This is a genomic window from Pseudorhizobium marinum (genome assembly GCF_000705355.1).
In the GTDB taxonomy this organism is placed as follows: Bacteria; Pseudomonadota; Alphaproteobacteria; order Rhizobiales; family Rhizobiaceae; genus Neorhizobium; species Neorhizobium pelagicum.
This window is the reverse complement of record NZ_JMQK01000005.1, coordinates 233,196-246,719: the sequence shown is the minus strand read 5'-3', so window position 1 is coordinate 246,719 and position 13,524 is coordinate 233,196. Positions and strand designations below refer to the sequence as shown.

Sequence of the window (13,524 nt, the reverse complement as noted above, 5' to 3'; positions counted from 1 at the left end):
GCCGCTAGGCGGTTTTCAATGCCGCGAAGGCGGTCCGCGTGAAGGTCGACAGCGGTGCTGGCGGAGCTTCCGGTGAAAACCAGCCGAAGTCGCTGAGCTTGTCCGGTTCCGTCAGCTGCGGCTCTCCGGAAAATTCGGTCGTCGTGTAGATCAGGGAAATCCAGTGCTGGCCGTCGGCCGCAATGATGCCTTCGGCCGAGCAGAGGAATTCGACGCGCCCGATGCGCAGCCCGGTTTCCTCTTCGGCCTCGCGCCTTGCCGCATCGGCGGCCGTTTCCATGAGGTCGACCTTGCCGCCAACGATATTCCAGTGGCCGGCTTCCGGCGCGTTCAAGCGCCGGTAAAGCAGCACCATGCCGTCCTCGCGCCGGATCAGAAGACCGGCGCCGACACCAGGAAAATCAATGCCTGGCTTGGCGGACACGGAAGATCAGACCTTGCCGGCGCTGGCAACGATCAGCATGAAGGCGGGAATGTCGTCGCCGAAGCCGACCGGGGTCGGGCCGCCATCGTCATGGTCGCGATGGCGGCTGCGCCGTTCGCGACGGTCGTCATTTGCAGGGCTTGGCTGGCTCGGCTGGCGAACGCTGCGAGCGGGAGCCGCTGGCCGACGATCGGACTTGCGCTCACGCTCGGGAGCCACGTTTTCCGCTGTTGCTTCCACGACGACTTCTTCCTGTGTCTCGATCTCGGCTTCAACCGCTGCCTTCGGGGCAGATTCACTGCGTCTGCCTCGGCTGCTGCCGCTGCTGCGATCCTTGTCGCGGCTGCCGCGACCTTTGCGGGCGCGCTCGCCGCTCTCCTGGCTTTCCATCGGAGCCGGCAACGCTGAAATGTCGCCGTCCAGCCACTCGATCTTCTTGTCGATCAGCTTCTCGATCGCGTCCAGATACTTAGTGTCCGAACGTGTCACCAGCGTGAAGGCCTTGCCGGAGCGACCGGCGCGGCCGGTGCGGCCGATGCGGTGGACATAGTCTTCCGCATGGATCGGCACGTCGAAATTGAACACGTGGCCGACGTCCGGCAGGTCGAGGCCGCGCGCGGCGACGTCGGAGGCCACCAGCAGCTGGATCTCGCCGTCACGGAAGCTCTGCAGCATGGTGGTGCGCGAACGTTGATCCATGTCGCCGTGCAGGGCGCCGACAGAAAAGCCGTGGCGTTCCAGCGAACGGAACAGATCCGCGACATCCTTCTTGCGGTTGCAGAAGATGATGGCGTTCTTCAGGTCGTCCTGGGCCTTGATGACATCGCGCAGGGTGGCGCGCTTCTCATAGTCCTTGTTGTGCGCGGCGACGAGGCGCTGCGTCACGGTGGTCGCCGTCGAGGACGGCAGCGACACTTCGATGCGTTCCGGGTTCTGCAGGAAGCGATCGGCCAGCTTCTGGATTTCTGGCGGCATGGTCGCCGAGAAAAACAGCGTCTGGCGCGTGAACGGGATCATCTTGGCGATCCGCTCGATATCCGGGATGAAGCCCATGTCGAGCATGCGGTCGGCTTCGTCGATGACGAGGATCTCGACGCCGGTCATCAGCAATTTGCCGCGTTCGCAATGGTCGAGCAGGCGGCCGGGGGTGCAGATCAGCACGTCGGCGCCGCGTTCCAGCTTGCGGTTCTGTTCGTCGAACGATACGCCGCCGATCAGCAGCGCGACGTTGAGCTTGTGGTTCTTGCCGTATTTTTCGAAATTCTCGGCGACCTGGGCGGCGAGCTCCCGCGTCGGCTCGAGGATCAGCGTGCGCGGCATGCGCGCCCGGGCTCGACCCTTTTCCAGAAGCGTCAGCATCGGCAGCACGAAGGACGCCGTCTTGCCTGTGCCGGTCTGCGCGATGCCGCAAATGTCGCGGCGCTGCAGCGCGAAGGGGATGGCGCCCGCCTGGATTGGCGTGGGTACCGTGTAACCCGCGTCGGTCACAGCAGAGAGGACTTTCTGGCTCAGGCCAAGATCAGCGAATGTTGTCAAAGGGAAATCTGTATCCGTTCCGGTTCTACATAGAACTCAAGCGTCGGCGCAAAGTGTCTGCCCGACAGTTGGGTGCCAAATAGGAGGAAACAGCTGCAAAGTCAAGGAAACCCAGCCTCCTTTGCCGCCACGTGGTGAACAATGGGGCAATGCGGTGACGTTTCCCAAGAAATAGTCATTCCGACGCTGTCAGTTCAGGTAGGTACCTAGTTTCATGCCGGCGTTCAGGAAGTGGACCGGGTCGATGGCGCGACCGTCGCGCCGGACCTCGTAGTGGATATGCGGGCCCGTCGACCGGCCTGTCGATCCGGCCCTGCCGATCACCGCGCCTGCAGCGACCTCATCGCCCGCGGAGACCAGAATGCGCGACAGGTGACCATAGCGCGTGGTGATGCCGTAGCCATGGTCGATCTCGACCAGATTTCCGTAACCGCCCGAGAATTCGGCGGCCACGACGGTACCAGCGCCGGCGCTGAAAACCTTCTCGCCCGTGCTGGCCCGAAAATCGATGCCGGCGTGCAGCGCAAGCCTGCCCAGGAAGGGATCCAAGCGATTGCCATAACGGCTCGTCATCGTCCGTCCGGGCGCCGGATTGCCGTAGGGCAGGGCCTTTGCCGTTTCGCGAACCGCTTCGAGGCGGCTGAGCGCCGCATCCAGGCCGTGCACCGAATCATCGAATGCTGCAACGGCGGTCTCCGGCTCCAGCAGGGGCCCGCCCACGCCTTCGTCGCTGGCCGTGGTGAGGGCGTCGATGTTGACGCCGGTCCTCTTCAGAATGCTGGCAATCGCGTCGGCCGTCTGAGACGCATCCACCGTAAGGCCGGCGATCTTCGCCAATTGCTCCTGCTCGATATCTCTCAGCGACGAATCGACTCTGGAGAACACGAGATCAGTCCGCTCCGCCTTGCTTTCGCGCAACGGAGCATAGGCGAGGCCCGGCGCGCTTGCTGCTGCCGTGTAGCCGAGCAGGGCGTCGATGGCCTGTATTCCACCGCCGATCGATGCCTGACGCTCGGGATCTTCACCGCCGGTACTGTCGCTGCCGGCGGGCATCAACCCTGATTCCTGCGCACGTTCCAGGAGCGGACCGAGCTTGCCGTGCCGGGAAAACAGCGCATCCTGCTGCTCCAGCAGCTTCTCGACCTTCTGCTGCAGAACCTGCTGATCCATGAGGTGCCGCGACGTCACGCTGTCCAACTGCGTGCGCAGCGCTGCTATCCGATCCTCATATTCCTGCTGGATGTGCGACTGCCGCGCGACCGCGACTCGAATCAGGTCGTCGCGAAAAAAGAGATAGGCGGTCGCCGCGAGATAGGCGACCGAGAGAACGGCGATCAAGCAGACGGTCACTGCAGCCATCCAGGGGCGGATGGTCATGTGGCGGATCTTGTCGCCTCTGGCGAGGATCACGACATGCTCGGGCCGCTTCTGAGCAAATCCTCTTCTGTCTCCCGGCTGCGTCAATATCGTCCCCTGATCGATCCGCTTGGCATTCGATCATGGGATTACACCCGGTTAAGGTTAATGGAGCCTTTCCTGCGACCCGGAAAAATGCCTGCTGATTACCCCTTGAGGGCAGCCAGGACGTCCTGCGCATGCCCGGCCACCTTCACCTTCGGCCAGACGGCCCGCAGATGGCCGTCAGGCCCGATGAGAAAGGTCGAGCGCTCAATCCCCATGTAGGTGCGCCCATACATGCTTTTCTCCTTCCAGACGCCGTAGGCGAGGGCCGCGGCATTGTCTTCATCGGAGGCGAGGATGATCTTCAAGCCGTGTTTGGCGGCGAACTTGTCATGCTTTGACACCGGATCCGGCGAGACGCCGATGACGGTTGCTCCGGCGTCTGTAAACTGCGGCAGCAGCTCCGTGAAGGCCAGCGCCTCGGTCGTGCAGCCGCTCGTGTCGTCCTTGGGGTAGAAATAGAGAACGACGTTCTGGCCCTTCAAGTCGCCCAGGGCGACCGATCCGTTTCCCGCTGTGGGCAGGTTGAATTCGGGGGCAGCGTCGCCGGCTTTCAATTCGGTCATCGTAGTCCTTTCTTTCGCCAGTATGTTGAGGGATGAGGCCGCAAATCATGTATACTGATTTGGTCGGTGACCAGATCATTGGCGCACCAGAGGCGAGTTTATTCAGGAATGGCGGAAATTCGCGGCGAAAAGGTCAGCTTCGGCAGAAATGAATTCACGCCGCTGCACACCTTGCCTTCGGCGCAGGCCGAAGACCCGATGATCGTTCATTGCCCGCCGTCGCGTTCCCGCATGCGCAGGCTCTGGCGCATGTGCACTGTCGTAACGTTTCTGGTTCTGGCAGCGGTCGCAAGCGCCTTCTTCGCCATCGAGGGCGGTGCGGTCGACGGCGCGCTGTCGGCACGGGCAAACGAAGCGCTGAACAGCGCGCTGGGACCCCGGTACACGGCCACGGTAGGCTCCGCCGCGATCCGCTTCGATTCCGATTTTCGCCTCGCCCTGGAGGCCCGCGACGTGCACATCGTCGAACAGGCGTCCGGGCAGCACCTGACACGGGCTGCCGCCCTGCGCATGGCGATCGATCCGCTTGCCCTTGCCGCGGGCCGGATTTCCATTCGGCATATGGAGGCCGATGGCATCCAGCTCGATACAGGTGCTCTGCCGCCCGGGGATCCGATGGCGCTTGCAAAGGTGCGTGTCGATGCCCTGCCGGCGGTTCTCGAGCAGGCGTTCCAGCGTCTCGACGAAGCGCGTGGACTGATGGAGCGCACCGGCACCAACACGATCAGCCTGTCGGGTATCGAGGTGCTCATGCCCGCCGCGCCGGGGCGCAAGCCGATTGCACTGGAAGTGGCTGGCCTCGACCTCACCCGCACAGCTCCGGGCGAGATCTCCGTCGTAGGTGACGTCGCGCTCGATGGGCAGCCCGCACGGCTGCAGGCCACCGCTGCCGTGATCGACGGCGTCTCGTCTTCGCTGAAGGCCACCCTGACCGGACTGGAAACGACGCCCTTTCTCCTGCGCCGGGCCGACGACGGGGCGCCCCGTGATGGCGTGCAGGGGACGATCGATCTCGATGTCGAGGCGGTGCGCGCACGCGAAACGACGACGCCGTCGATCAAGGCGACGCTGCGGCCCTCCACCGGCCTCTTCTATTTCGACGGGCTGGCCCAGGAGCTTTCCGGCGGCTTGATCAAGGCGACCTATGACTTCGGCAAGAATTCTCTCGAGATCCTGGATTCGGAGGTGCGCTTCGGAACCACCATCCTTCCGCTCAACGGAGCCGTGGTCGACCTCAATCGGCTCGATCCCGCAGACACCCGGCCAGGATTCGGCCTCAGCCTGCTCGTCAGCGGCGGGAAGGCGACGGCAGCAGGCTCCGGCGAAGCGCCGGCTGTCTTCGATCTGAGGGCTTCGGGACGCTACCTGTCGGCCGACCGTCAGTTGCAGGTGAACGACATGCTGCTGTCGAGCCCGCTGGGCTCGATGGCCGGTTCGCTGATGATCCAGCTGGGAGATGCATCCCCGGAGATCAGTTTCGGCGGTCAGCTCCCGACGATGGAAGTCGCAGGGATCAAGCAGTTCTGGCCGTTCTGGATGGCCAACAAGCCGCGGACATGGGTGCTGGAGAATGTCTACGGCGGCACGGCCACCAACGGCTCGATCGCCGTCTTCATTCCGGCCGGCCGGATGAAGGGACCCGGCCATCCGCTGGATCTCAATGCCAATGAATTGCGCATCGCCTTCAACATGCAGGACGCCCGCCTGAACCTGCCGGGTGATATTCCGCCGCTGCGCGATCTGGACGCGAGCTTCGACCTCAAGGGCGAGCGGCTGAACGTGGCGATCGAAAGCGGCGCCTCCTATTTCCCGTCCGGGCGATCGGTGAAGGTGGCCGAAGGCCAGTTTACCGTTGCGTCCACCTATACCAAGCCGCTGATGGCCGATCTTGCCATTCAGATCTCCGGGGGTGCCAATGCCGTGGCCGAACTGGCCAACTTCCGTCCCCTGAACGCGCTGAAGGAAACAGAATTCAAGCCGGATGATTTCGGCGGAACGGCAACGGCGAGGGTCAAGGCGCGTCTGGGGCTGATCTCCGACCAGAAGCCGCCGGAGCCGGAATGGAGCGCCGAGATCGAACTGGCCGACGTCGACATCGGGCCGGCGTTCTCCGGTCGCCAGATCAGCGATGTCAACGGCCTGTTGAACGTCGACATGAAGGCCGCCCGACTGACGGCCAAGGCAGCCATCGACGGCGTGCCTGCAGAGGTGACGCTGGTCGAGCCGATCGGCAAAGCGTCGACGGTCGCCAAGGAACGGATCATCAAGGCGACCCTGGACAACCAGCAGCGCGAGAAGCTCGTGCCCGGTCTGTCCGACATCGTCGACGGGACGATCCAGGCAGAGATTACCCGTGTCGACGACAGCCGCCAGAGCGTCTCTCTCGACCTGACCCGCTCGACGCTTTCGGTGCCGTGGATCGGGTGGACGAAGGGCAATGGCATTCCGACAACAGCCGATTTCGAGATCGCCAGCGACGGCACCAAGGAAAGCATCAGCAATTTTCGCCTGGATGGGGACGGATTTGGTGCCCAGGGCGAGATGGCGCTGTCGGGTGGACAGCTTCAGTCGGCGCAATTGTCGGGCGTTCAGCTGTCGCCGGGCGATGACTTTCAGGTGTCTCTGAAGCAGAGGAAAGGCGGCTTCGACGTCTCCATCTCGGGGGCCTCGGCAGACATGCGCCCGGTACTGACGCGTCTGCGCGCCGGTGGATCGTCGGGCAGCGGCGATGACGGCAGCGCCAAGATCAAGGCTGAACTGGGCCAGATGATCGGCTTCGGCGACGAGCGTCTGTCGAATGTGACGATGCTGTTTGAAACCAGCAACGGAACGATCTCCAAGGCCGACTTCTCTGCCGTCACGAAAAGCGGCGCGGCGGTCGTCAGCAGCATGAATCAATCCGAAACGATTTCTGTCACCAGTGGCGATGCCGGCGCGGTGGCACGCTTTGCCAACCTCTACGACCGGATCCAGGGCGGTCTGCTCAATGTCAGCCTGAGAGCCCAGCGCGACAACGTCTGGAGCGGTTCGCTGGACCTGCGCAATTTCGCGTTGATGAACGAGGAGCGGCTGCAGTCGCTCGTGTCGACGCCGGTGGGTGAACAGCAGCGAAGCCTGAACGCGGCGGTCAAGCGCGACATCGACGTCAGTTCGGCGAAGTTCCAGCGCGGGTTCGCACGCGTCGTCTATCAGGGCGGTGCATTGTCTGTCGAAAACGGCATCGTCCGGGGAGAGCAGATTGGCGCGAGCTTCCAGGGCGTCCTGCGCGATTCGCGCGGCAACATGGACATGACCGGCACCTTCATGCCGGCCTATGGTCTGAACCGGCTCTTTGCGGAACTGCCGATCATCGGGGTCATCCTCGGCAATGGGCGCGACCGCGGTCTGCTCGGGATCACCTTCAAGATGGAGGGCCCGTTCGATCAGCCTCGGTTGACGATCAACCCGCTGTCGATCATCGCACCGGGCATCTTCCGCCAGATCTTCGAGTTTCAATAGGCCCGGCGGTGACCGGGCCTATCAGTCCTGAGCAAGACCTGCGAATGTTCAGGACGGCCGTACGAGAATGTGCTTCTTCTTGCCGAGCGACAGCTTGATGACGCCATCGGCCATCAGCTGACCGTCGCCGACGGTCATGCGTTCGTCGGTCACCGGCTCATCGTTGATCCGCACGCCGCCGCCCTGGACGTGGCGACGCGCCTCGCCGTTGGAGGCGGCAAGCCCGGCCCGCACGATCAGCGACAGCAGCCCGAGGCCCGCTTCCAGCTCCGCCTGCGGCACGTCGATCGACGGCAGGTTGTCCGAGAGCGAGCCTTCCTCGAAGGTCCGCCGTGCCGTTTCGGCGGCCTCTTCGGCGGCTTGCCGTCCGTGCAGGATCGCCGTGACTTCCGTCGCCAGGATCTTCTTCGCCTCGTTGATCTCGGAGCCGCCCAGCTGCGAAAGCTTCTCGATCTCGTCCATCGGCAGAGTCGTGAACAGTTTGGCGAAGCGGACGACATCGCCATCCTCGGTGTTGCGCCAGTACTGCCAGAAGTCATAGACCGGCAGCAGATCCTTGTTCAGCCAGATGGCGCCGGACGCGGACTTGCCCATCTTGGCGCCCGACGAGGTGGTCAGTAGCGGCGAGGTCAGCGCGTAGAGCTGCGGCGTCCCCATCCGGTGACCGAGGTCGATGCCGTTGATGATATTGCCCCACTGGTCCGAACCGCCCATCTGCAGGCGGCAGCCGTAGCGCTGCGAGAGCTCGACGAAGTCGTAGGCCTGGAGGATCATGTAGTTGAATTCCAGGAACGACAGCGACTGCTCGCGATCGAGGCGCGTCTTCACGCTGTCGAAGGAGAGCATCCGGTTGACCGAGAAGTGCCGCCCGACGTCGCGCAGGAACTCGAGGTAGTTGAGCGGGCGCAGCCAGTCGGCATTGTTGATCATCAGCGCCGGATTGGGCTTGCGGTCGTAGTCCAGGTAGTTGGCGAAGACATGCTTCAGCGAGGTGATGTTGTCCTCGATCATGTCGACCGTCATCAGCTTGCGGGCTTCCTCCTTGAAGGAGGGATCGCCGACCATGCCGGTGCCGCCGCCCATCAGCGATATCGGCTGGTGACCGGTCTGTTGCATCCAGTGCAGCATCATGATCTGGGTGAGATGACCGACATGCAGGCTCGATGCCGTCGGATCATAGCCGATATAGGCGGTAACCGTTTCCTTGGCGAACAACGCGTCGAGACCTGCCTCGTCGGAGATCTGGTGGATGAAGCCGCGCTCGTCGAGCGTACGGAGGAAATCGGACTTGAACCTGGACATCTCTTATCTCTGTGGATGTGTTTTCATTTGCGAGGCGGCGTCTAGCACTGTTTCTGACCTTAATCACTTCAAAATTGATTCTGAGTGTCATCAATGGATGGAATGAAAACGGCAATCGGACTGATGAGCGGGACGTCGATGGATGGCATCGACGTGGCGCTGCTGCGCACCGACGGGCAAGGCCGGGTGGAGCGTGGCGCCTTTCTGGGCGTCGCCTACGAACCGGCTTTCCGCGAGAAACTGAAGCAGGCGCTGCAGGATGCCACGGCGATCCGCGAGCGGGCGGAGCGGCCAGGTACCCTTGCGGCGGTTGAACGGGAACTGACGGAACGGCACGCCGTCGCCATCCGGCAGTTCCTCCGCCAGAACGATCTGTCGGCATCCGACATCCACGTCATCGGCTTTCACGGGCAGACGGTGCTGCATCGTCCTGACGAGGCGCTGACCGTCCAGCTGGGCGACGGCCAGCGGCTGGCGGATCTGACCGGTATCGCCGTGGTCTCCGATATGCGGGCCAACGACATGGTCCATGGCGGGCAGGGCGCCCCCCTGGTCCCGGCCTATCATGCCGCGCTCGCAGAAGGGCTCGATGCGCCGGAGCGTCCGGTCTGTTTCGTCAATATCGGCGGTATCTCCAACCTCACCTTCATCGGCCGCGACGGCGCGCTGATGGCTTTCGACAGCGGCCCCGGGAATAACCTGATCGACCAGTGGGTCGAGGCGCAGGCGGGCATCCCCTTCGATCAGGGCGGTATGATCGCATCGGAGGGGCAGGTGATTGCCGCACTGGCAGAGAGCTATCTGGCCAGCCCCTTCTTCACGGCCAAGACCCGCCGGTCGCTGGACCGCAACGATTTCCTGCCACCGCGCGGCGATCAGGCCGAGCTCGCCGACGGGGCGCGGACGCTTGCCTATGTGGCGGCCGCCGCGATCATGACGTCGGCAGGCCATCTGCCGGAAGCGCCGGCGCTGTATGTGATCTGCGGAGGCGGACGGCTGAACGCGGTCCTGATGGCGGATCTCGCAAGGCTGGCGGGGGAGCGCGGCGCAAAGGTGGTCTCGGCCGAGGACGTAAGCCTGGACGGTGACGCCATGGAGGCCGAGGCCTGGGCGTATCTGGCGGTGCGGGCGATGCAGGGGCTGCCTTTGACCTTTCCGAACACGACAGGCACGTCCGCGCCTGTCTCGGGCGGCCGCATCACCACCCCGCAGAAGATCGGTTGAATCGAAGCCTCCGAATTAACCTTTGATTTGGCCGGCAGGTGTAGGCGCTGTGTGAGCGCCAACATGGACGTCTGCAGGGTGATGAGACTGGGTCTGGGAACATGAACGGCACGAACTTCCTGCTGGGGGTGAACTTCGTCATCGCCATGTCCTTCTGCCTCGCCTTCTTCGTGGTCTCCACCCGGAGCAGATCGAAGATCGCTGCGCGCTGGATTGCAGCGGGCTTTGCCGTAGCGTCGCTCTCGGCACTCTGCGAGCTTGCCGTGGCTCATACGGACTGGGTGAAGGCCTTTGCCATTGGTGCATTCTGTGCGGTCCTGGGCGGTCTGCAACTGCTGCAGGTCGGCGTCGCCCGGCTCTATTCCCACAGGATCAACCCGCACCGGCAGATACTGTTCTTTCTTGGCTGGACCATCGTCGACCTGATCATCTACGACCTTCCCCGCGGCAGCGTCGGGCACTCGGTTCTCTACCAGGCGCCCTTCGGGCTGATTGCCCTGATGGCAGCGCGTTCGGTATTCCAGCAGCGGAGCCGCGCCGGGATCGATCAGGCGCTGGCCCTGCTTCTGGCCTTCACCGGTCTGCATTTCTTCGCCAAGGCCCTTGTCGCCGTTACCGTTGGCGCGGGAGGCACGGCAAAAGATTACATTCAGACCAATTACGCCATCATCTCGCAGAGCTCGACGGCCATCATGATTGTCGCCGTCGGATTGATGCTTCTGTCTGTGCTGGTTCTGGACATCATGACGGACGAGCGGAGCAATTCCGAGACGGACATGCTGTCATCGCTCCTCAACCGCCGCGGGTTCGAGAAGCGGACGCTGCAGATCATCCGTCGATTTCCCAAGGAGCCGCACGCGGTGATCATGTGTGACCTGGACCACTTCAAGAGCATCAATGACACCTATGGCCATTACCATGGCGATCGGGTCATCGAAGCCTTCGGACAGCTGCTGACGGCCGCCGCTCCCGCCGATGCGGTGGTCGGCCGGATGGGCGGGGAAGAGTTCGCGCTTTTCCTGCCGCACGTAACGGTTGGAGCCGCGGTGGGCGTCGCAAACGAGCTGCGGCGCCGGATCAGCGCCCTGGTTGTCGCAGGTCTCCCGCAAGAGTTCCGGACCACGGCGAGTTTCGGAGTTGCCCCCTGGGATCCCGAGCTGTCTCTGGCGCAGAACCTGCAGCGGGCGGATATGGCTCTTTATCAGGCGAAGAAATCAGGACGGAACTGCGTCAGGACCGTCGGCCCCGAAGCCACCACTCTCTCTGTGGCCGCCCGGTAGCGGTCGGCAGGCGGCGGCGTTGCCACCGCCTGGATCGATGCCCGGTCTGCTAGCGGATCCGCTTGGCAGCCGGCTCCGGAACCAGTTCGCCTTCGAGGCGGCGGTCCAGGTAGTCTTCGCATTCGGCCATCAGCGTATCGACTTGGCCGTTGAAGAAGTGGTTGGCGCCTTCCATCGTGCGATGGGTGATCAGGATGCCCTTCTGGGTCTTCAGCTTCTCCACCAGTCCCACCACATCTTTTTCCGGCGCGACCCTGTCGGCATTGCCATGGATGATCAGCCCTGACGACGGGCAGGGTGCCAGGAAGGAGAAGTCATAGGTGTTCGGCTGCGGCGCGATCGACATGAAGCCTTCGATCTCCGGGCGGCGCATCAGAAGCTGCATGCCGATCCAGGCGCCGAAGGAATAGCCGGCAACCCAGCAGCTTTTGGAATCTGGGTGCAGGCTCTGCACCCAGTCGAGCGCGGAAGCCGCATCCGACAGCTCGCCGGCGCCGTGGTCGAATTCACCCTGGCTGCGGCCGATGCCGCGGAAGTTGAAGCGGAGCGTCGTGAAGCCGCGCTTCTGGAACATGTAGAAAAGCTGGTAGACGATCTGGTTGTTCATCGTGCCGCCGAACTGCGGGTGCGGATGCAGGATGATGGCGATCGGGGCGTTTTTTTCCTTGGAGGGCTGATATCGTCCCTCGAGGCGGCCAGCGGGGCCGTTGAAGATCACTTCGGGCATCGGTACTCCGGTCAGATGTTCAGGTCGCCCACTAAGCGCCAACTCGAGACTTGACGAAGCCGGTCAGCTTTTCTAGAACTCAGTTTAGAACCATTCGAAACTTTTGAGGGGCCGTCTCGTGGCCCGGCTGATGTCTCATAAGGCAAGGCCGTTCGAAAATTCAAGAAAAATGCTGTTCTCGTTCGCGGCTTTGGACTTGAAGGCTATCTAGGAAGGAATGCTGGTCGGACAATGGTGGTCTCACGCGTCTACATGGACTGGAATGCCACGGCGCCGCTTGGTGAGCCGGCGCGCCTTGCCATGATTGACGCCTTGACCGTCCCCGGCAATGCCTCGTCGGTACACGCCGAGGGACGCACTGCGCGTGCCGGCATCGACAAGGCTCGGCGACAGGTGGCTGCTCTGGTCGCTGCGGAGCCTGCCAACGTCATCTTCACGAGCGGTGCCACGGAAGCGGCAAACCATGTCCTGACGCCGGATTTCCGGATGGGGCGTTCGCCGCTTCTCGTCAGCCATCTCTATGTTTCGGCGATCGAGCATCCGGCGGTGCGCGAGGGCGGACGCTTCACGCCCGAGCAGGTGTCGGAGCTTGCCGTAACCCGCCAGGGCATCCTCGATCTCCAGGTGCTGGAAGCCGCATTGGCGGCGCACGATCGCGCCGAGGGCCTGCCGCTTGTGGCGCTGATGCTGGTCAACAATGAAACGGGGATCCTTCAGCCCGTTGCGGAGGCGGCGCGCCTCGTGCACCGCTACGGCGGCCTGATGATCGTCGACGCAGTGCAGGCAGTTGGCCGAATTCCTGTCGACATCGCAGAGCTCGACGCCGATTTCATGATTGTTTCGTCCCACAAGATCGGCGGCCCGAAGGGCGTCGGCGCGCTGATCTCGCGCGGCGCGGCCTTGATGCCCGCTGCCCTGATCCGCGGCGGCGGACAGGAAAAGGGTCATCGGTCGGGAACCGAAAATTTCCATGGCATCATCGGCTTCGGAGCCGCTGCTGATGCGGCACTTGAAGACAGCGGTGCAAATCGCCTCCGGCTTGAAGGAATGCGCGATGCGCTGGAAGCCGGAATGACTGCGGTGGCGCCGGATGTGATCATCCATGGGCGGGATGTGGAGCGGGTCGGCAACACCTGCTTCTTCACCCTTCCCGGACTGAAGTCGGAAACCGGCCAGATCGCCTTCGACATCGAGGGTGTGGCGCTGTCGGCCGGGTCGGCCTGCTCGTCCGGCAAGGTCGGCCAGAGCCACGTGCTGACGGCCATGGGCCTCGACGCCGATCTCGGCGCGCTTCGCATGTCCATCGGACCGACGACGACATCGGCAGACATCGACGCTGCGCTTGCGGCGTTCAAGAGAATTTCCGGTCGGCGTCGCTCGGCCGGGGAAGCCGCATAAGCGGCAAGAAACTGCGGAAAGACAATTTTCCGCTTGCCCGGAGGTGTGAAAACCGCCTTTTGGCCACTACATACCGGCGGAACTTCCCGCCCGGAAAAAAGAGGTGCC

General features: G+C 63.3%; 10 protein-coding genes. 4 read left to right on the top strand and 6 right to left on the bottom strand.

The window, feature by feature from the left end; genetic code table 11:
* Positions 1-4: 4 nt before the first annotated feature.
* The 4 genes from EO99_RS0108710 to EO99_RS0108695 all read right to left on the bottom strand — a co-directional run bounded on the left by EO99_RS0108710 (position 5) and on the right by EO99_RS0108695 (position 3,987).
* The gene (locus EO99_RS0108710; RefSeq protein ID WP_029618258.1) at positions 5-424 is read right to left on the bottom strand and encodes an NUDIX domain-containing protein; all 420 of its coding nucleotides are present in this window, start codon (positions 422-424) and stop codon (positions 5-7) included.
* Positions 425-430: 6 nt separating this feature from the next.
* Positions 431-1,960: a DEAD/DEAH box helicase gene (locus EO99_RS0108705; RefSeq protein WP_029618257.1), complete on the bottom strand. Its 1,530-nt coding sequence runs from the start codon at positions 1,958-1,960 to the stop codon at positions 431-433.
* Between the two features lie 189 nt (positions 1,961-2,149).
* Positions 2,150-3,424 carry a M23 family metallopeptidase gene (locus EO99_RS0108700; protein ID WP_029618256.1) on the bottom strand — a complete coding sequence of 425 codons (1,275 nt, stop codon included), beginning with the start codon at positions 3,422-3,424 and terminating at the stop codon, positions 2,150-2,152.
* Positions 3,425-3,522: 98 nt separating this feature from the next.
* The gene (locus EO99_RS0108695) at positions 3,523-3,987 is read right to left on the bottom strand and encodes a peroxiredoxin (RefSeq protein ID WP_029618255.1); all 465 of its coding nucleotides are present in this window, start codon (positions 3,985-3,987) and stop codon (positions 3,523-3,525) included.
* Positions 3,988-4,095: 108 nt separating this feature from the next.
* On the opposite strand from EO99_RS0108695, the gene EO99_RS0108690 reads away from it, so the two are divergent.
* Entirely contained in the window at positions 4,096-7,485 is a 3,390-nt protein-coding gene (locus EO99_RS0108690) for a YhdP family protein (protein ID WP_029618254.1), read from the top strand.
* Positions 7,486-7,533: 48 nt separating this feature from the next.
* Here the strand turns inward: EO99_RS0108690 and tyrS are convergent, their stop codons facing one another.
* Positions 7,534-8,787 (bottom strand): tyrosine--tRNA ligase, encoded by a 1,254-nt coding sequence (gene tyrS, locus EO99_RS0108685; protein WP_029618253.1) that lies wholly within the window; start codon positions 8,785-8,787, stop codon positions 7,534-7,536.
* 93 nt (positions 8,788-8,880) lie between these two features.
* Here tyrS and EO99_RS0108680 point away from each other — a divergent pair, with 93 nt between their 5' ends.
* Together EO99_RS0108680 and EO99_RS0108675 are read left to right on the top strand one after the other, a co-directional pair.
* The gene (locus EO99_RS0108680) at positions 8,881-10,011 is read left to right on the top strand and encodes an anhydro-N-acetylmuramic acid kinase (protein ID WP_029618252.1); all 1,131 of its coding nucleotides are present in this window, start codon (positions 8,881-8,883) and stop codon (positions 10,009-10,011) included.
* Positions 10,012-10,112: 101 nt separating this feature from the next.
* Positions 10,113-11,291: a GGDEF domain-containing protein gene (locus tag EO99_RS0108675; RefSeq protein ID WP_029618251.1), complete on the top strand. Its 1,179-nt coding sequence runs from the start codon at positions 10,113-10,115 to the stop codon at positions 11,289-11,291.
* 49 nt (positions 11,292-11,340) lie between these two features.
* Here EO99_RS0108675 and EO99_RS0108670 read toward each other — a convergent pair whose 3' ends face one another.
* Positions 11,341-12,018: an alpha/beta hydrolase gene (locus tag EO99_RS0108670; protein ID WP_029618250.1), complete on the bottom strand. Its 678-nt coding sequence runs from the start codon at positions 12,016-12,018 to the stop codon at positions 11,341-11,343.
* Between the two features lie 231 nt (positions 12,019-12,249).
* Between EO99_RS0108670 and EO99_RS0108665 the strand changes: the two genes are divergently transcribed.
* Positions 12,250-13,416: a cysteine desulfurase family protein gene (locus tag EO99_RS0108665; protein ID WP_029618249.1), complete on the top strand. Its 1,167-nt coding sequence runs from the start codon at positions 12,250-12,252 to the stop codon at positions 13,414-13,416.
* The last annotated feature ends 108 nt before the right edge of the window (positions 13,417-13,524 follow it).

Excerpts from the sequence above, each read along its gene's own strand:
- EO99_RS0108690 (WP_029618254.1), top strand. The coding sequence starts at position 4,096 with ATGGCGGAAATTCGCGGCGAAAAGGTCAGCTTCGGCAGAAATGAATTC.
- EO99_RS0108680 (WP_029618252.1), top strand. The coding sequence starts at position 8,881 with ATGGATGGAATGAAAACGGCAATCGGACTGATGAGCGGGACGTCGATG.
- EO99_RS0108695 (WP_029618255.1), bottom strand. The coding sequence starts at position 3,987 with ATGACCGAATTGAAAGCCGGCGACGCTGCCCCCGAATTCAACCTGCCC.
- EO99_RS0108665 (WP_029618249.1), top strand. The coding sequence starts at position 12,250 with ATGGTGGTCTCACGCGTCTACATGGACTGGAATGCCACGGCGCCGCTT.
- tyrS (WP_029618253.1), bottom strand. The coding sequence starts at position 8,787 with ATGTCCAGGTTCAAGTCCGATTTCCTCCGTACGCTCGACGAGCGCGGC.
- EO99_RS0108675 (WP_029618251.1), top strand. The coding sequence starts at position 10,113 with ATGAACGGCACGAACTTCCTGCTGGGGGTGAACTTCGTCATCGCCATG.
- EO99_RS0108670 (WP_029618250.1), bottom strand. The coding sequence starts at position 12,018 with ATGCCCGAAGTGATCTTCAACGGCCCCGCTGGCCGCCTCGAGGGACGA.